The organism is Pseudomonas sp. AC247, assembly GCF_979258015.1.
In genome coordinates this window covers 831,437-848,026 of the sequence record NZ_OZ409829.1, presented here as the reverse complement: position 1 = coordinate 848,026, position 16,590 = coordinate 831,437, and the positions used below count along the sequence as shown (strand labels likewise).

The window sequence follows — 16,590 nt, the reverse complement described above, 5'->3', positions numbered from 1 at the left end:
ATCAGTTTGCGGGCTCACCGGCCCTATCGCGAGCAGGCTCACTCCTACAAGGGCGTGGATTCCCATGTAGGAGTGAGCCTGCTCGCGATGGGGCCGGTACAGCCACCAAAAAACTTCAGCCGTGCACCAGACTGCGCTGCGCCACAATCTCCGGCACTTCAACCTTCTGCATATACACCCGCAACGGTTCGGTGATGTTGATGCGCTCATCAATATTCTGGTCCAGCAGCAACTGGATGCGCTCTCGTTTGAGCGTCATGGTCTGCTCTGATGCCTGCGCCCAGACAAATTCACGGGTAGGCATGATGCCGTCATCGGCGACGTCCATGCCGAACGAATCTTCGCTGAAACGCACGATGTATTGATTGGTTTTACGGTTGAGGCCGACAAAGCCTTTGAGGTCGTCGGCGGCCTGGCAGATGAGTTGGGAGGTGATGCGCATGGTAAACCTCACGAAAAAGGATCGATGGTTTACACGCAGGGCAACTGCTCGGCGCGCCCTCTGCCGGGACGTCTGCCGAGGGCAAGCGTACTGCAAACGGCGACACAAAAGTGCAGGAAAAAACGCTTTTAATACGTTTATGTCGGTCTGGCGATAGCACGCAATCGTTTCAATTGTTAAAAGGTACGTCTTTGAAACAGACCCGCGAAAGGATCTCGAACATGCCCGCCACTTTCACCAAAAGCGCCCTCATGCTGAGCCTGTTACTCGGTCTCGGTCAGGCGCAGGCCGCCAGCCAGGCTGAGCCCAACGTTGTCGCAGCAGCTCACGGCATTCCGCACCCGGCGGTGATCGCCCACCGTGGCGCGTCCTTCGATGCTCCGGAATCCACCGCTGCCTCGTACAGACTGGCGCGTGATCTGGGTGCCGATTACCTGGAAATGGACTTGCAGCGCAGCAAGGACGGCGTGCTGTTCGCCCTGCACGACAACAACCTGCAACGCACCACTGACGTCGCGACCAAGTTCCCGGATCGCAAGGACAGCCCGGCCAATGCCTTCACCATGGCCGAACTGAAAACCCTCGACGCCGGCAGTTGGTACAACGCCAAATACCCGGATCGCGCGCGCCCGTCCTATGTCGGCCTGAAAATTCTGACCCTGGATGAAATCATCGACATCGCCCAGGCCAATGCACAGCACAAACCGGGCCTGTACATCGAGACCAAGGAGCCGCAACTGTTCCCCGGTATCGAGCACGATCTGAAAGAGAAACTGCAGGACCGTGGCTGGCTGAGCCCGGCGGGCTCCAAACTGGCGAAAAGCGCACTGGGCGTGGGTCAGGGCAAGGGTAAAGTGATTCTGCAAACCTTCGAGAAAAACAGCCTCGAACTGCTGCAGAAAGAAATGCCGCAAGTGCCGAAGATCCTCCTGTTGTGGGTCGGTGAAGGCGGCATGGACGCGAAGTCCAAGGTGACCTTCGCCGAGTCTGGCGAGAAGGACAAAAACGCCTACTACGGCAAGCAGGAACCGAAATCGGAAGCCGAGTTCAAGCAGTGGATCGACTACGCCAAGGCGCAGGGTGCAATCGGCACCGGACCGTCGGCGAAACTGACCCACGGCGGCGATCAGAGCTATTCGGATCTGGTGCAGCCGTGGATGAACAAGTACACCCACGATCAGGGTCTGTTGGTTCACGTTTACACGGTCGACGAGCCGGTGGACTTCGAGAAAGTCATGGCTGCCGGTGTCGACGGCATCTTCACCAACCGCGCCAGTGAACTGTTGAAGTTCTACAAACGCCCGGCGGCCGCCAGTGTCGATCAGCTGTTGAAGAACAATGGTTACTGAGTGACCGCACACACCGAGTGGACAGGCCGCCTCTGGCTGGGGCACGACTATGGCCTGATCCACGGAGTGTCGGGGCGCACCGCGCCCCATTCACACTATGCCCACCAGATCATCCTCGCCCCTGAGCGACCGGCAACGGTATGGCTCGAGGGCGAAACCGTCAGCACCTCGCAATTGCTGATCGCCTCCAACACGCGCCACGCCATTATCGATGCTCCGGATCCGCTGTTGACCGTGTATGCCGAACCGTTGATGTTCGCCGCGCCAACATTGCGCGAAGCGGTGTTCTGCGCCGAACTGTCGCTGCCGGCATTGGATCAAGCGCTACGCCAATGCCCGCGACGTTCGCTGAGTGATCCACGGATCGCACGGGCGCTGGCGGCCATCGACGCCTCGCTGACAGACAAAGTCGCCGCGCGGGCGGTGGCCAACACGGCGAATCTGTCCCTGAGCCAATTGCAACGGTTGCTGGTCGATCACGTCGGCTTACCCGTGCGCCGGTTGGTGCTGTGGCGGCGCCTGCGCATGGCGATGGCGTCGGTACTGGCGGGTGATGCGGTGACCATCGCTGCGCACAATGCAGGCTTCGCCGACTCGGCGCACTTCTCGCGCAGCCTGAAAAAACTCTTCGGTGTGACCGCGCGCCAGGCCTTGCAGCACATCGAGCTGCATCTGCTCGACTGACTCAACGACGCAGCGCGGCGGGCACGGGTGGCTCGCGATTTAGCGTTACCGTGGCTAACGGATCAAGCAATTGCGCGACGTAGTCACGGGGAAAATCCGCTCGACTGCCGATCCCCAGATCGCCCGGCCCGATTCGATAATCCTCGGTATAAAACGCGGTGCCCAGCAGCCAGTCCCACAGGGTGAAGAACAGGCCGAAGTTGACGTCACCGGCGCGCCCGTACTTCATGTGATGAAAACGGTGCAGTGGCGCCCAGGCAAAGATCCAGCGCAAATATCCGAGGCGCATGTCGACGTTGGAATGTTGCAGCAGCAGTTGAATCGCAATGGCGAACGCCAGCAGCGCCGCCACTGGTGAAGGAATGCCCAGCACCAGCAAAGGCAGCAGCCCCGCCGACGCTTCCAGCAACTGATGCAGCGGATGCTTCATCAATCCGTTGAAGCCATATAAACGTTCTACGCTGTGATGCACCGCATGCAATCGCCACAGCCACGACACACGATGACTGGCGTAATGCATCAGGCTGATGCCTGCATCGGCTATCAATATCGCCAATCCCAGTTGCAACCACAGCGGCCAGCCTTTGGGCCATACGCCGTCAATCGCCAGCAGTGCGACCAACCCGGGCAAGGCGAGCAATCCCAGCGCACTCAACGCCTCGTTGACCAGCGCATGCAGGATATCGCGCCGCCGATCACCGGCCGCACGGTTCCAGCACACCTCATAGGGCAACGCCCATTCCGCCGCGAACGACACGGCCAGCGCCAACCCAAACAGCGGCAACAACGCCAGCGCCGAGACGTCGCTCAGCCACACCCCGGCGCCAATGAAGCCGGCCCAGAACAGCGGCGCATACACGCCTGCAAAGATACGTTTCATCTGCACCTCCATTGATCGAAGGCACAGCTTGAGATGTTCCGTTGTGCGGCAATTGAACAAACGACGCAATCGAGCGCGGTGTTTTTAAGGGTGAGTTAAGTTGCGGTGATTAACCTGAACTCACTCAAACAGCACACCGCTCCGACAAACATTAAAAGGATTGAACCGATGAAAACCTTGACTGCCCTGTTTACTGCCGCCGCCCTGACCCTGACTGCTGGCCTGGCCCAGGCTGATGTTCGCGTCGACCAGATCCCTGAACTGGTCAAGTCCGGCAAAATCAAGTCGCTGGAATCGATGAACGCCGAAGCGCTGAAACTGCACCCGGGTGCGACCATCACTGACACCGACCTGGATAACCACTTCAACGGTTACGAATACGAAGTCGAGCTGAAAACCGCTGACGGCAAAGAGTTCGATGTCGACTTCGACGCCACCACCGGCAAGGTGCTGAGCAACAAACAAGACACTTGATCGCCTGAATGAAAACACCTGCACGGTGATGAGTCGTGCAGGTGTTTTTTTGTTTTTACGAGGTCATTCAGAGGGTCATTCCAACACGTTCGAGAAAGACGAACTCGTACTGCTGTTGAACGAGTGAACTTCAGCGCGAATCGTTTTTGAAGTGGCCACTACTATTTCTTTCTGGTCATCATCGATGACAACAATTTTATAGCCAAAGTCGACCGTACCGACGACTTTATGCAGCTTCGACTTATCCAGAATCACATGCACGGTAAAATCATCGCCTTCGCGGTAGCGATGTCGAGCGACTTCGGTTTTGCCCATCTCAACGACGATGGCTTGATCGAGCTCATAATCACGGGCTGCGATGGCAACTCTAGGTGTCAGGACATCAGCGTCATTTGAATAGATAACTGTCTTTTGCCCCGCGATAAGAGTCATTGGTAACAATTCTTCGGCCATTGCCTTTCTCCTGATAGGTTCGCAAATCACCATGCCCTGATCCGCTGGCATGTCAGGACTATCAGGTGCAGGCCGAAGACCGTCTACTGTCAGAAATTACAGGTGCAGCCTCATTCCGGCGTAAGGACCCCGATAAAGCGACCAACGGTTATGCCGTTGTGCTGACCAGCGAGCCCGAACTGCTGCTGTCCGAATCCTGCAGCGCCTGCAGCAAGGCCGATGTGGCGGTTTGCAGCGAAGCCGAAGTGCTGGCTATCTGCGCCTGAGCGGCGGCGACGTCGGCGGCTTTGGCCTCCGAGCTTTCCTGCTTGGCCTGCGCCGCTTGCAGCGCTTGCTGTTGTTCCTGCAATTGCTTTTGCAGTTCGGCGATCTGCTTGCGCAGTTCTTTCACCGAATCCGATTCTTCGCTGCTGCTGGAACTGCTGCCACCCGCAGGCGCCGCGCCACCGGCCGCTTTCGGTGCGTCGGTGGCAGCCCCAGTGCTCGAAGAGGCGGCGGTTGCCGCGTCTTCGCTGACGCCGCTGATCGCGGTTTTGCTGGTCGAGGTGTTGAGGGTCTGGTTGATCGAAACAGAAGTGATGCTGACCATGGGAGTGCTCCAATGCCGGTGATAGATAACCGGTCATCGACCATGGCCGCCGCAAGTTGAGATCGACTGTGTAGCGACTCGGTATCCAAACCGGTACACAGTCAAAGGGTCACGCGCTCAGGCGTGCAGTGACTTCGTTCAGTTGCCCCGACAACCCGTGCAGGTTCTGGCTGGCGCTTTCGGTGCGCTGCACGTTGTCGAGGTTGGTGCTGGCGATCGAGGTGATCTCGGTGAGGTTGCGCGAGATATCCTCGGCCACCGAGGTCTGCTCTTCGGCAGCAGTCGCGATCTGACGGTTCATGTCGCGAATCGCCTCTACTGCATGGGTGATGCGCTCCAGCATTGCGCCCGCCTGGGTCACTTGCTCGACGCTTTCATCACTGCGCGACTGACCGCTTTCAATCGCTTGCGCCGCGTCGACCGCACCGGTCTGCACGTTCTGGATGATCTGGTTGATCTCGATGATCGACTCAGCGGTGCGTTGGGCGAGGTTGCGCACCTCATCGGCGACCACCGCAAAACCACGCCCGGCTTCACCGGCGCGCGCCGCTTCGATCGCAGCGTTGAGTGCCAGCAAGTTGGTCTGCTCGGCAATGCCGCGAATCACTTCCAGCACTTTGCCAATGCGACCGCTGTCAGCTTCCAGACGCCGGATGACGGTGGCGGTGTTGGCGATTTCGCCGCGCATCTGCGTGATCGAATGGATGGTGCTCTGCATGACCTTTTCACCCTGCTGGGCAGACTGGTCGGCATCGTCGGCGGCACGCGCGGCATCGGCGGCATGACGTGCCACTTCCTGCGCGGTGGCGGACATTTCGTTCATCGCCGTGGCCACTTGATCGGTGCGGTTGAACTGCTCGTTGGTGCCACCGGCCATGGTCGTGGCAATCGCATTCAACTCGCCGCTGGCGCTGTCCAGATCGCTGGCGCTGCGCTGCAGACGGGTGAAGGTTTCAGCGAGGAAATCACGCAATGTGTTGGCCGCAGCGGCGAGGTTGCCCAACTCATCCTGACGGTCGCTGACCACGCGTTCAGCGAGTTTGCCGCGACTCAACTGAGTGACGTAGTCGATGAGCTTGCGAATTGGCTCGACCAGATTGCGGTTGACCAGCCACAGGCTCAGCAGGCCGATCACCACACCCGAAGCGAGCATCACCAGCAAACCGAACAACACCGTGCGGTCGGCCTCGGCACTGATCAGCGCCGATTGCTCGGTACCCTGCTTGCGCAACTCGGCGACCAGTTCGCTCATCTGGTCGCTGGTAGCACGGTCGACACCTTTGACGGCGTTATCGCCTGCGCTCGGATCGCCACCGGCAGCCACATAGGCATCGCGGCCCTTCTGGTAAGCGCTGCCCAACTGACGATGTTCTTCACGCAAACGTTCGATGCGCGACTTCAGGCTTGGCTCGATGCCTTTCTGACCGGCCAGTTCACCGAGAATACTCTGTACATCGCGCTGACGGTCTTCGAACTGGCTCCAGTACTTGGCCAGGTCCGCCGGTTGTTTGCCGCGCAGCAGAACGTTTTTCCATTCCTGCACCTGCACTTTGAATTGCAGGTTGGCTTCGTCGATCAGTTGCGAGGTGTGCAACGGGCCGGCGATCAACTGGCTGTAGCTTTGCACGCCGTTGGACAGGAAATGGAAGCAGGCCAGCGCGATCAACAACATCGCCAGCAGGCTGCCGCTCAGCAGGGCGAGAATTTGCGCTCTCAGGGATTTTTGCAGCATCACAGGTACTCATGACAGGGATGAGGCACGCCCAAAACGGGCGTGAAAAGTGGCCGGACTTCCCTGTCGGCGAACCTTGGCTCGAGGCCAATGGCGCGCAAGCTAACTCACCCGTGATCGGCGCGCCAGAGCGCTTCTTGAGATTTTCCCGACCGCTGGTAATGCGTTGATTTGACGTCATTTTGCTGTCACACAAACGTCATGTGACATTGCGATGATGCCGCTCAGGTGAACCTGAAATTCCCGCGCCAGCCGCCCTCTTCGCAGCGAGCCTTCATGAACCACAGCCTCGATATCAGCCATCGCGATCCTGATCTGTTTGGCCTGCTCTACGGCTTTCGTTTCCTGCCCGGCGAACGTGGCCGCGAAGTCGATTCGGCGACGGCGTTGCGCTGTTTGCAGGACGACAATGACAGTGGCGAATTTCTCTGGCTGCATCTGAACCTGGCTCACGCCGCCTGTGAACGCTGGATGAAAAGTCATCTGCAATTGCCCGAAGAATTTTTCGAAGCACTGCACGAAGGTTCGCGTTCGACGCGCATCGAACACGTCGACTCGGCGTTGCTGGCGGTGGTCAACGATGTGGTGTTCAACCTCAGCAGCATGGTCTCCTCCGACGTGTCGACGCTGTGGGTCTGTGTGCGCAGCAAACTGATCGTCAGTGCGCGCTTGCAACCGCTGCATTCGGTGGACAAATTGCGCTCGTCGGTGAAGGCCGGGGAGCGCTTTCGTTCACCGTCGGAACTGCTGGTGCATCTGCTCCGTGATCAGGGTGAAGTGCTCACGCAGATCGTGCGCAAGACCAGCCTGAGCGTTGACCAGGTCGAGGACGAATTGCTCTCCTCACGGCTGTCGACCAACCGCGCCGAACTCGGTGCCAACCGCCGGGTGTTGGTACGCTTGCAACGGTTGCTGGCGCTGGAGCCGGGCTCGTTGCTGCGTCTGCTCAATCGCCCGCCGCCGTGGTTGCAGAAGGAGGACGTCAAGGAGTTGCGCAAGTCCACCGAGGAGTTTGCGCTGATCATCAACGACCTCACGGCGTTGGGTGAGCGGATCAAATTGCTCCAGGAAGAGATCGCCGCCAACCTCAACGAACAAAGCAACCGCACGCTGTTTACTTTGACGGTGGTGACAGTCCTAGCGTTGCCGATCAACATCATTGCCGGTTTTTTCGGCATGAATGTCGGCGGCGTGCCGTTGTCGCAGGATCCGGAAGGGTTCTGGATACTGGTCGCGCTGGTGGCGACGTTTACCGTGATTGCCGGGCGTTGGGCCTTCCGTAAAAGAGGCGACTACTGACGTCTCCACACGCTCGTTCCCACGCTCTGCGTGGGAATGCATCAAGTGACGCTCTGCGTCACAGGGACGCGGAGCGTCCCGGGCGGCATTCCCACGCGGAGCGTGGGAACGAGCAGAAGACCGACGGTTGCGCTATTCATCCAAACACTGATCTGTCGCAGTCTCTCTGTAACATTCTGCAATGATCATGGGCGACACTCCTTCCCTCGCTCAGGATTGTCCTCCCATGGCTACTCCCTCCCTGACCGCCAGCTCGGCCTCCGCCGCCAGCGGCCGGCCGGCACTCGACAAGAAGACCGGGCCGTTCACCTACGTGATTTTTTTCGCCGTGCTGGCAATGGGGATGCTGTTCACCGCCTACAGCCTGATGCACGACATGCACGAACTCGGCACGGTGGTCACCACGTGGACGCCGTTCCTGCTGCTCGGCGTGGCGCTGCTGATTGCACTGGGCTTTGAGTTCGTCAACGGTTTCCACGACACCGCCAATGCCGTCGCAACCGTGATTTATACGCACTCGCTGCCGCCGAACGTCGCCGTAGTCTGGTCGGGTTTTTTCAACTTCCTCGGTGTGCTGCTGTCGAGCGGCGCGGTGGCGTTCGGCATCATCGCGTTGCTGCCGGTGGAGCTGATTCTGCAAGTCGGATCGTCTGCCGGGTTCGCGATGATCTTCGCCCTGTTGATCGCCGCGATCCTGTGGAACCTCGGCACCTGGTGGCTGGGTTTGCCGGCGTCGTCTTCACACACGCTGATCGGCTCGATCATCGGCGTCGGTGTGGCCAATGCCTTGATGCATGGCCGCGACGGCACCAGCGGTGTCGATTGGGCGCAGGCGACCAAGATCGGTTACGCGTTGCTGCTGTCGCCGCTGGTGGGTTTCGGTTGCGCCGCGCTGTTGCTGCTGGCGTTACGCGCGTTCGTGAAAAATCGCTCGCTGTACAAGGCGCCGGAAGGCAACACCCCGCCGCCGTGGTGGATTCGCGGTTTGTTGATCTTGACCTGCACCGGCGTGTCCTTCGCTCACGGCTCCAACGACGGGCAGAAAGGCATGGGCCTGATCATGTTGATTCTGGTCGGCACGCTGCCGATGGCCTACGCGCTGAACCGCACCATGCCGGAAGAACAATCGCTGCAATTCGCCGCCGTGGCGCAAGTCACCCAGCAAGCGCTGGTGAAAAGTGCACCGCTGCCGACGCCGGCCGATCCGCGCGCAGTGCTCTCCGACTACGTGCGCAGCAAGGACGCCACGCCGCAACTGATTCCCGCCCTCGCCGCCCTCACCGGGCACATCGGCGAAGAAGTCAGGGGCTACGGTTCGCTGGCGAAAGTCCCGGCCGAAGCCATGGGCAACGTGCGTAATGACATGTACCTGGCCAGCGAAAGCATTCGCCTGATGGACAAGAACAAGGTCGGCAATTTTGACGCCGACACCAGCAGCAAGCTGCAACTGTTCAAGCAACAGATCGACAACGCCACGCGGTTTATTCCGCTGTGGGTGAAGATCGCCGTGGCCATCGCGCTGGGGTTGGGCACCATGGTTGGCTGGAAGCGGATTGTGGTGACGGTCGGCGAGAAGATCGGCAAGACCCACCTGACGTATGCGCAAGGAGCCTCGGCGGAAACCGTGGCGATGCTGACCATTGGTGCGGCGGACATGTTCGGCTTGCCGGTGTCGACGACGCATGTGTTGTCGTCCGGTGTGGCCGGGACCATGGTCGCCAATGGCGGCGGCTTGCAGATGAGGACCATCCGCAATCTGCTGATGGCGTGGGTACTGACATTGCCCGCCGCGATTCTGCTGTCGGGCAGCCTCTATTGGCTGTTCACCCAAATCTTCTGATGATTCCCCTGTAGGCGCTGCCGCAGGCTGCGATCTATTGATCCTGTTTTTAAAGATCAAAAGATCGCAGCCTGCGGCAGCTCCTACAGTTGGATGTGGGATATTGGTTAGAGGGCGGAGCGAATCAGATCGCCGAGCCAGTCCATGAATACCCGTACTCGCAGAGGTAAATGTCGCTGCCTGGCATAGAGCAATGAAATACCCATCGCCGGCGCGGTGAATTGCGGCAACACCGTCACCAGCTCGCCATTGTCCAGATGCGGCTGCAACCCGGTGCGCGGCACTTGCGTCAGACCAAACCCGCCCAGGCACGCCGACTCATAAGCGTCAGTGCTGTTGACCGTCACGCTGCCGGCCATCGGCAAGCGCTTCACCTGCCCGCCCTCCTCGTACACAAACCCTTCCGAACGCGAACCCAGCACGCCGACGTAATGCACCAGCCGATGCTGCGCGAGATCCTCCAGCGTTTGCGGCACGCCATAGCGCGCGAGGTATGCAGGGCTCGCGCAATTGACCATCGGGAAATCGCCCAAATGGCGGGCGACCACCGATTGATCCGGCTGCGCGCCAATGCGCACCACGCAATCAAAGCCCTCGCTGAGCAGGTCGACGCGGCGGTCGGTGCTGCTGATTTCCAGTTCGAGGTTCGGATGGCGATCCATGAATTGCGGCAGGCTCGGCATGACCAGACGCCGCGCGAGAATGTTCGGCAGGTCGACACGAATGCGCCCGGTCAGCGACGCTTCGTCCTGACGAAACAAGCCTTCGATCTCGTCCATGTGCGAGAGCAGGTCTTTGCTGCGTTCGTACAACACCAGACCGTCCTGCGTCGCCTGCACCTTGCGCGTGGTGCGTTGCAGCAGGCGCGTGCCGAGCAACGCTTCCAGCGCTTGCACATGCTCGGACACGGTGGAGCGCGGCAGCCCGAGATTTTCCCCGGCGAGGGTGAAACTCGACAGTTCGCTGACCCGCACGAAGGTGCGCAGCAGTTCCAGTTTGTTCATGGCGGGCCTTTGATTGTTCGGATTAGCCGATCAGTGATTCCGATTTCAGTCTGTTTATCACCTCTCAGCGGATAAATAAACTGAGTACCATCACCACCACTCACCGCAATCGAGGTAGTCCCATGAACCGCAAAATCGCATTGATCACTGGCGCCAGTCGTGGCCTGGGTAAGAACGCCGCCCTGCACTTGGCTGCCCAAGGCATCGACATCATCGGCACTTACCACAGCCGCGCCGATGAAGCGCAGGCGCTGGTAAGCGAACTGCAAGCACTCGGCGCCAAAGCCATGATGTTGCAACTGGACGTTGGCCGCAGCGAAAGTTTTGCCGAGTTCGGTACTCGGGTTGAGCAGGCGTTGCAGCAGACCTTCGAGCGTCAGCGTTTTGATTTCCTGATCAACAATGCCGGGGTCGGTCTGCATGTGAGCTTCGCCGAGACCAGCGCCGAGCAATTCGACATGCTGATGAACGTGCATCTCAAAGGGCCGTTCTTCCTGACTCAACAACTGTTGCCGCTGATTAACGATGGCGGCCGGATCATCAACATTTCCAGCGGCCTCGCGCGTTTCACCATCCCGGGCGCCAGTGCTTATGCGGCGATGAAAGGTGCGATTGAAGTGCTGACCCGTTATCAGGCGAAAGAACTGGGCGCACGGCAGATTGCCGTGAATACCCTGGCGCCCGGTGCGATTGAAACCGACTTCGGTGGCGGTACCGTTCGCGACAATGCGGCGGTGAATGCGATGGTTGCCGACAACACCGCGCTGGGTCGTGCCGGCCAGCCGGATGACATTGGCGGGGCATTGGCGTTGTTGCTGTCGCCGGGTGCGCAGTGGATCAATGGCCAGCGGGTTGAAGCCTCCGGCGGCATGTTCCTCTAACTCACCGCACACACCTCCCCCTGTAGGAGCTGCCAAAAGCTGCGATCTTTTGATCTTGCTTTATAAGGGCAAGATCAAAAGATCGCAGCCTGCGGCAGCTCCTACAGGGGATGGGTCAGTTCTGGCAGACGCGGCGGGTCATGAAGCGTTCGCGCAGCACGTCGTACGCCCAGTGATAAACATAGGTGTACGGCAGGAAGAATAGCAGCACGCCGATGTCGAGCAAAAACGCCTGCCACAGGCTGACCGACAGCCACCAGGCAATCAGCGGCACGCCCATTACGATCAAACCACCCTCGAACAGCAAGGCGTGCACCACCCGCACCCAAGCGCTATGGGCGATATCCATGCGTGCAAGAACGCGATCGAAGTAACGGTTGAACACCACGTTCCAGCCTAGCGCCAGCAGCGCGATCAACACCGTCACCGCGCCCATTTCAAGCATCGGTTTTTGCATGATCCACGCCAGCAGCGGGGTGCAGATCAGAATGGCCAGCAGTTCGAAACCAACGGCCTGGAAAATACGTTCAGTGATGGACTTATTGGTAGTCATGGTCTGACTCCTTAGTGAAGATGGTTGCCATGATCTATCCTCACATCGATACTTCATAACCAATAACCATCGATCAAGGCGATAGTTGATGATCTCGCAGGAAGTGCTGTTGGCGTTTGTCCAGGCGGCCACGCAAGGTTCGTTTTCGGCGGCGGCGCGTAAATTGGGGCGCAGTCAGTCGACCATCAGCGCGGCGGTGGCAAGCATGGAGATTGATCTGGACCTGGTGCTGTTCGATCGCAGCAGCCGCAAACCGACGCTGACCCCGGCCGGGCACGTGATGCTGCAACGGGCGGAAGCGATTCTGGCGGCCAGCAGTCGCCTGGAAATGACCGCGCGGCAGTTGTCGCAAGGCGTTGAACCGAAACTGACCGTGGCGATTTCCGATACCTATCAGTCGTACCGATTCGAAGCGGCGTTGGCAGGTTTCGAACAGCGCTATCCGGATCTGGAACTGGAGTGTTTGATTGCCGAATGTGAAGACCTGATCGAACTGGTGCAGCGCGGCCGCGCGCATCTGGCTTTCGCTGAAATGCAGGAGCACTACCCGCCGGATCTGGTGACGTCGACGGTGGCCGAGCGCACGGAAATCGCCTTGTTCGTCAATCGCGACCATGCGCTGGCCAAGCTTGATCACGTTGATCAGCACATCCTGGAACAGCATCGGGAGTTGCGCTTGGCAACCATCGTCAATCCGTATGACAGCCGTGGCAAAGGCCGGGTGTGGTCGGCACCGAGTTATCTGATGTTGCTGGAAATGGCTGAAAAAGGCTTTGGCTGGGCGCCGTTACCGCGTTGGCTGGCGCAGCGGTTTGGCAATGATTTGTTAGTTGAACTGAAGGTGCGTGGCTGGCCCAAGCCGGTGTTTGTTGATGCTTTGTGGTCGCGGCTGTATCCGCCGGGGCCGGCGGGGAGCTGGTTGTTGAGCAAGATGCTGGAGTAGATCAAAAGATCGCAGCCTCCGGCAGCTCCTACAGGTCCCTCGTCATGGCCGCCCCCCGTCAGCAGGCCTGATAGCGAAAACTCCGTCCTGTAGGAGCTGTCGAGTGAAACGAGGCTGAGATCTTTTGATCTCGCTTAACAGGGTCAAAAGATCGCAGCCTTCGGCAGCTCCTACAGGGGGGTGGATAACTGATTCAGGCGTGCTTCGATGAAGCGTCTTTCGGGTTCTTGCCGGGTCAGTTCAAGGGCGCGAAGGTAGGCTGAACGCGCCTCCTCCACCCGACCCAACTGCCGACAAAACTCCGCCCGCGCCGAATGCGCCAAGTGGTAATCCTGCAACTCGCCCCGCGCCAAAATTCCTTCGATCAGATTCAACCCCGCCAACGCCCCATCGCGCTTGGCCACCGCCACGGCACGGTTCAACTCGATCACCGGCGAAGGCACCGCGCGCAACAGCACGTCATACAAGCCGACGATCTGTTCCCAGTCGGTTTCTGCCGCTGACGGCGCCTCGGCATGCACCGCCGCAATCGCCGCTTGCAAACAATACGGCCCAAACCGCCGCGTGGTCAGCGCGCGCTCGACCAGCGCACAGCCTTCAGCAATCAACCCGGCATCCCAGCGCGAGCGATCCTGATCATCCAGCAACACCAGTTCACCGTCCGGCGAAGTCCGCGCCGATCGTCGCGATTCATGCAACAGCATCATCGCCAGCAGCCCCATCACTTCCGGTTCCGGCAGCAGCTCCATCAACAACCGCCCCAGCCGTATCGCCTCACGCGTCAAATCCTCGCGGGTCAGCTCCGCCCCGACCGACGCCGAATAGCCTTCGTTGAACACCAGATAAATCACCCGCAAGACGCTGTCGAGGCGCTCGGGCAATTCGCTCAGGCTCGGTACTTGATAAGGGATTTTCGCGTCACGAATCTTGGCTTTCGCGCGCACGATACGTTGCGCTATCGCCGCTGGCGCGGAGAGAAACGCACGAGCGATTTCTTCGGTGGTCAGGTCGCAGACTTCGCGCAAGGTCAGCGGCACTTGCGCATCCGCCGCCAGCGCCGGGTGGCAGCAGGTGAAGATCAGCCGCAGACGATCGTCTTCCACGTCTTCGCCACTCCAGTCGGCCTGTTCGAGTTCTTCCAGTTGCGCCAATAACATTGGCTGCGAAGCTTTGAAGCGGGCACGGCGGCGCAACACATCAATCGCCTTGAAACGCCCGGTCGAGACCAGCCAGGTGCGCGGATTGTCCGGCACGCCATCGCGCTGCCAGCGTTCGACCGCGACGAAGAACGCCTCGTGCAAGGCTTCTTCGGCGAGGTCGAAATCACCGAGCAGACGAATCAGCGTCGCCAGAATCCGCCGCGAGTCTTCGCGATAGACCTGCTCGACCCGCGCCCGAACCTCAGACATTCAACTGCCGCACCGGGCGCACTTCAACGCTGCCGACCCGCGCCGCCGGAATGTTGCCGGCGACCTGAATGGCTTCGTTGAGATCCTTGGCGTCGATCAGGTAGAAACCGGCCAGTTGCTCCTTGGTTTCAGCGAACGGGCCATCGGTGATCGACAGTTTGCCGTTGCGCATACGCACCGTGGTGGCGGTCTGTACCGATTCGAGCGCCTCGGCGGCGACCATTCGCCCGCTGCCCTGAATCGACTCGGCGTAGGCCCAGCATTCGGCGTCTTCCGGGCTGTCGGGCGATGAATGCAGCAGGCGCTCATCGCTGTAGACCAGGCATAAATACTTCATGGCGTTCTCCTGAAGCGGACGGTTCAACTATGGCTGAAGATCAGGGAGTCACATCAAATAGGGTCGCGCCGCTCATCGGATCGAACGGCGCCGACCAGTGTTCATGGGCGATTTTCCAGGCCCCGCCGACCTGCCGATAGCACGCAGTGACGCGCATCCAGCAGCTCTGGGTTTCGCCTTTGTCGTTGGTGCCACCGCAGTTGGCCACCCAATGGGCGAAGGCGATGTTGTCAGCGCTTTCGATGGCAATTTCGTGGAACTCGAAAATGTGCGGGCCGGGGCACATTTCCATGCATGCCACCCAATGCGCGCGGTAGGCCGGTTTGCCCTTGAATTGCAGGGCCTTGATTGCGTCGAACGAGACGATGTCGTCGGCGTACAACGCCATGACTTTCTCCACGTCCTTGGTCATGACGGCTTCGCGGTAGGTATTGATCAGGGTCTGGATTTCAGCTTGTGCGCTCATGGTGTTCTCCGTGGTTTTTGTTGTGAAGACACCCTTAGTCGCTTGGTGGATCGGCAGATCGACAGACGAAACAAAAAATTTCCACCGAAGACAAAATCGCTAGAATCCGAGGCTCGTCTTTGTAGGAAAAAGGAAATTCCCGTGTCAGCCCAACTCGTGCCGTACGACAGTCTCAACGCCTTGCAGCGTGAACAAGTCGAGGCGATTGAAATCCACGCCGAACAGATCAAGTTCTCCGGCGATATCCACGGTGCCTTGCACACACTGCTGTCGAAACCCGGCCCCGGTGTAAAGGGTTTTGCGCTGCTGGCGGATGAGGTGCCGGTGGCGTTTCTGCTGCTCAAGCGCCCGCCGGTGTTGCCAGCCTGGGCCGATGAACACAGCGCCACGTTGCATGCATTGCAGGTCGATCGACGCGCGCAAGGCAAGGGTTACGGCAAGGCATGTTTGCAAGCGCTGCCCGAGGTTGCGCGGCAGGCGTGGCCGGAGATCAAGGGGCTGGAATTGTCGGTGGATGCCGATAACGACGCGGCCATCGCGCTGTATGCAAAGTATGGCTACGTCGACAGCGGCGAAGCGTACAAGGGCCGGATCGGTTACGAACGGCGCATGGGGCTGTTTTTCTAAGTTATCGGGGGTGCAAGGATGATTGACTCAATCGAAGCGCTGGAAGCGATTTACGGACTGCCCCACGACCGCGCGGTGCGCAAGCAGATCGGTTTTCTCAACGAGGATTATCAGGCGATGGTGCGGGTTTCGCCGCTGGTGATCGTCAGTTCGGTGGGCGCCGATGGCCTGGATAATTCGCCACGCGGGGATGCGCCGGGGTTTGTGCGGATCATTGATCAAAACACCCTGGCCCTGCCGGACCGCCCGGGCAACAACCGCATCGATACCCTGCGCAATGTCTTGGAGGATTCGCGGGTGTCGCTGCTGTTCATCATTCCGGGGATTGGCGAGACGTTGCAGGTCAATGGCACGGCGGTGATCAGCGCTGAGCCGGCGCTGCTGGAGAGTTTTGCGGTGAATGGCAAACCGGCGAAAACCGTGTTGCTGGTGACGGTGGAAGCGGCGTTCTTTCATTGCTCGAAAGCCTTTGTCCGCTCGGATGCGTGGAATCCTGAAACGCATCTGCCGCGCTCGGCCCTGCCAAGCGCCGGCGCCTTCCACAAGCGCCTGAATGACGGCGAATTCGATGCCGAAACCTACGACCGCGAAGCGCCGAAACGGGTCACCGACACCCTCTACTGATACC

At 59.6% G+C, this 16,590-nt stretch carries 19 protein-coding genes; 9 read left to right on the top strand and 10 right to left on the bottom strand.

The features are described from left to right. Positions 1–115: 115 nt before the first annotated feature. Positions 116–442 (bottom strand): DUF2025 family protein, encoded by a 327-nt coding sequence (locus ACZZ0B_RS04050; protein ID WP_008084886.1) that lies wholly within the window; start codon positions 440–442, stop codon positions 116–118. 221 nt (positions 443–663) lie between these two features. Here ACZZ0B_RS04050 and ACZZ0B_RS04045 point away from each other — a divergent pair, with 221 nt between their 5' ends. Together ACZZ0B_RS04045 and ACZZ0B_RS04040 are read left to right on the top strand one after the other, a co-directional pair. Beyond that, positions 664–1,791 carry a glycerophosphodiester phosphodiesterase gene (locus ACZZ0B_RS04045; RefSeq protein ID WP_158833063.1) on the top strand — a complete coding sequence of 376 codons (1,128 nt, stop codon included), beginning with the start codon at positions 664–666 and terminating at the stop codon, positions 1,789–1,791. Further along, entirely contained in the window at positions 1,792–2,475 is a 684-nt protein-coding gene (locus ACZZ0B_RS04040; protein WP_463544422.1) for a helix-turn-helix domain-containing protein, read from the top strand. Position 2,476: 1 nt separating this feature from the next. Here the strand turns inward: ACZZ0B_RS04040 and ACZZ0B_RS04035 are convergent, their stop codons facing one another. Further along, positions 2,477–3,355 carry a sterol desaturase family protein gene (locus ACZZ0B_RS04035; RefSeq protein WP_463544421.1) on the bottom strand — a complete coding sequence of 293 codons (879 nt, stop codon included), beginning with the start codon at positions 3,353–3,355 and terminating at the stop codon, positions 2,477–2,479. A gap of 168 nt (positions 3,356–3,523) precedes the next feature. On the opposite strand from ACZZ0B_RS04035, the gene ACZZ0B_RS04030 reads away from it, so the two are divergent. After that, entirely contained in the window at positions 3,524–3,829 is a 306-nt protein-coding gene (locus ACZZ0B_RS04030) for a PepSY domain-containing protein (protein WP_007917758.1), read from the top strand. A 75-nt stretch (positions 3,830–3,904) separates the two neighbouring features. Here the strand turns inward: ACZZ0B_RS04030 and ACZZ0B_RS04025 are convergent, their stop codons facing one another. The 3 genes from ACZZ0B_RS04025 to ACZZ0B_RS04015 form a co-directional block, all read right to left on the bottom strand. After that, positions 3,905–4,282, bottom strand: coding sequence for a hypothetical protein (locus ACZZ0B_RS04025; RefSeq protein WP_463544420.1), 378 nt, complete (start codon positions 4,280–4,282; stop codon positions 3,905–3,907). A gap of 148 nt (positions 4,283–4,430) precedes the next feature. After that, positions 4,431–4,871, bottom strand: a complete 441-nt coding sequence (locus tag ACZZ0B_RS04020; protein ID WP_463544419.1) for a hypothetical protein — start codon at positions 4,869–4,871, stop codon at positions 4,431–4,433. Between the two features lie 109 nt (positions 4,872–4,980). Next, the gene (locus ACZZ0B_RS04015; RefSeq protein ID WP_463544418.1) at positions 4,981–6,606 is read right to left on the bottom strand and encodes a methyl-accepting chemotaxis protein; all 1,626 of its coding nucleotides are present in this window, start codon (positions 6,604–6,606) and stop codon (positions 4,981–4,983) included. Between the two features lie 273 nt (positions 6,607–6,879). Here ACZZ0B_RS04015 and ACZZ0B_RS04010 point away from each other — a divergent pair, with 273 nt between their 5' ends. Next, positions 6,880–7,902 (top strand): transporter, encoded by a 1,023-nt coding sequence (locus ACZZ0B_RS04010; protein ID WP_008084903.1) that lies wholly within the window; start codon positions 6,880–6,882, stop codon positions 7,900–7,902. A gap of 226 nt (positions 7,903–8,128) precedes the next feature. Further along, complete coding sequence (locus ACZZ0B_RS04005) at positions 8,129–9,742, top strand: inorganic phosphate transporter (protein ID WP_008084905.1); 1,614 nt, start codon at positions 8,129–8,131, stop codon at positions 9,740–9,742. Positions 9,743–9,849: 107 nt separating this feature from the next. Here ACZZ0B_RS04005 and ACZZ0B_RS04000 read toward each other — a convergent pair whose 3' ends face one another. Next, positions 9,850–10,746 carry a LysR family transcriptional regulator gene (locus tag ACZZ0B_RS04000; RefSeq protein ID WP_463544417.1) on the bottom strand — a complete coding sequence of 299 codons (897 nt, stop codon included), beginning with the start codon at positions 10,744–10,746 and terminating at the stop codon, positions 9,850–9,852. Positions 10,747–10,868: 122 nt separating this feature from the next. On the opposite strand from ACZZ0B_RS04000, the gene ACZZ0B_RS03995 reads away from it, so the two are divergent. Continuing rightward, on the top strand, positions 10,869–11,627 hold the full coding sequence (locus ACZZ0B_RS03995; protein ID WP_008084909.1) for an SDR family NAD(P)-dependent oxidoreductase: 759 nt from the start codon (positions 10,869–10,871) through the stop codon (positions 11,625–11,627). A 115-nt stretch (positions 11,628–11,742) separates the two neighbouring features. On the opposite strand, the gene ACZZ0B_RS03990 is transcribed toward ACZZ0B_RS03995, so the two are convergent. Then, complete coding sequence (locus ACZZ0B_RS03990) at positions 11,743–12,180, bottom strand: multidrug/biocide efflux PACE transporter (protein ID WP_463544416.1); 438 nt, start codon at positions 12,178–12,180, stop codon at positions 11,743–11,745. 88 nt (positions 12,181–12,268) lie between these two features. Between ACZZ0B_RS03990 and ACZZ0B_RS03985 the strand changes: the two genes are divergently transcribed. After that, complete coding sequence (locus ACZZ0B_RS03985; RefSeq protein WP_008081984.1) at positions 12,269–13,123, top strand: LysR family transcriptional regulator; 855 nt, start codon at positions 12,269–12,271, stop codon at positions 13,121–13,123. A gap of 170 nt (positions 13,124–13,293) precedes the next feature. On the opposite strand, the gene ACZZ0B_RS03980 is transcribed toward ACZZ0B_RS03985, so the two are convergent. From ACZZ0B_RS03980 to ACZZ0B_RS03970, 3 genes are read right to left on the bottom strand one after another with little or no spacing between them, the layout of a single operon-like run. After that, positions 13,294–14,532, bottom strand: a complete 1,239-nt coding sequence (locus ACZZ0B_RS03980) for an RNA polymerase sigma factor (RefSeq protein ID WP_463544415.1) — start codon at positions 14,530–14,532, stop codon at positions 13,294–13,296. Beyond that, the gene (locus ACZZ0B_RS03975; protein ID WP_008081988.1) at positions 14,525–14,869 is read right to left on the bottom strand and encodes a YciI family protein; all 345 of its coding nucleotides are present in this window, start codon (positions 14,867–14,869) and stop codon (positions 14,525–14,527) included. Before ACZZ0B_RS03975 ends, ACZZ0B_RS03980 begins: the two co-directional genes overlap by 8 nt. A 40-nt stretch (positions 14,870–14,909) precedes the next feature. Next, a complete protein-coding gene (locus ACZZ0B_RS03970) occupies positions 14,910–15,335 on the bottom strand; it encodes a YybH family protein (protein ID WP_158834545.1) in 426 nt (141 codons plus the stop codon). 141 nt (positions 15,336–15,476) lie between these two features. Between ACZZ0B_RS03970 and ACZZ0B_RS03965 the strand changes: the two genes are divergently transcribed. Next, the gene (locus ACZZ0B_RS03965; RefSeq protein ID WP_463544414.1) at positions 15,477–15,962 is read left to right on the top strand and encodes a GNAT family N-acetyltransferase; all 486 of its coding nucleotides are present in this window, start codon (positions 15,477–15,479) and stop codon (positions 15,960–15,962) included. 18 nt (positions 15,963–15,980) lie between these two features. Next, a complete protein-coding gene (locus tag ACZZ0B_RS03960) occupies positions 15,981–16,586 on the top strand; it encodes a pyridoxamine 5'-phosphate oxidase family protein (protein WP_463544413.1) in 606 nt (201 codons plus the stop codon). Positions 16,587–16,590: the final 4 nt, after the last annotated feature.

Coding starts and splice junctions, on each gene's coding strand:
- ACZZ0B_RS04050 (WP_008084886.1), bottom strand. CDS start 442: ATGCGCATCACCTCCCAACTCATCTGCCAGGCCGCCGACGACCTCAAA.
- ACZZ0B_RS04045 (WP_158833063.1), top strand. CDS start 664: ATGCCCGCCACTTTCACCAAAAGCGCCCTCATGCTGAGCCTGTTACTC.
- ACZZ0B_RS04035 (WP_463544421.1), bottom strand. CDS start 3,355: ATGAAACGTATCTTTGCAGGCGTGTATGCGCCGCTGTTCTGGGCCGGC.
- ACZZ0B_RS04030 (WP_007917758.1), top strand. CDS start 3,524: ATGAAAACCTTGACTGCCCTGTTTACTGCCGCCGCCCTGACCCTGACT.
- ACZZ0B_RS04025 (WP_463544420.1), bottom strand. CDS start 4,282: ATGGCCGAAGAATTGTTACCAATGACTCTTATCGCGGGGCAAAAGACA.
- ACZZ0B_RS04020 (WP_463544419.1), bottom strand. CDS start 4,871: ATGGTCAGCATCACTTCTGTTTCGATCAACCAGACCCTCAACACCTCG.
- ACZZ0B_RS04010 (WP_008084903.1), top strand. CDS start 6,880: ATGAACCACAGCCTCGATATCAGCCATCGCGATCCTGATCTGTTTGGC.
- ACZZ0B_RS04005 (WP_008084905.1), top strand. CDS start 8,129: ATGGCTACTCCCTCCCTGACCGCCAGCTCGGCCTCCGCCGCCAGCGGC.
- ACZZ0B_RS04000 (WP_463544417.1), bottom strand. CDS start 10,746: ATGAACAAACTGGAACTGCTGCGCACCTTCGTGCGGGTCAGCGAACTG.
- ACZZ0B_RS03995 (WP_008084909.1), top strand. CDS start 10,869: ATGAACCGCAAAATCGCATTGATCACTGGCGCCAGTCGTGGCCTGGGT.
- ACZZ0B_RS03990 (WP_463544416.1), bottom strand. CDS start 12,180: ATGACTACCAATAAGTCCATCACTGAACGTATTTTCCAGGCCGTTGGT.
- ACZZ0B_RS03985 (WP_008081984.1), top strand. CDS start 12,269: ATGATCTCGCAGGAAGTGCTGTTGGCGTTTGTCCAGGCGGCCACGCAA.
- ACZZ0B_RS03980 (WP_463544415.1), bottom strand. CDS start 14,532: ATGTCTGAGGTTCGGGCGCGGGTCGAGCAGGTCTATCGCGAAGACTCG.
- ACZZ0B_RS03975 (WP_008081988.1), bottom strand. CDS start 14,869: ATGAAGTATTTATGCCTGGTCTACAGCGATGAGCGCCTGCTGCATTCA.
- ACZZ0B_RS03970 (WP_158834545.1), bottom strand. CDS start 15,335: ATGAGCGCACAAGCTGAAATCCAGACCCTGATCAATACCTACCGCGAA.
- ACZZ0B_RS03960 (WP_463544413.1), top strand. CDS start 15,981: ATGATTGACTCAATCGAAGCGCTGGAAGCGATTTACGGACTGCCCCAC.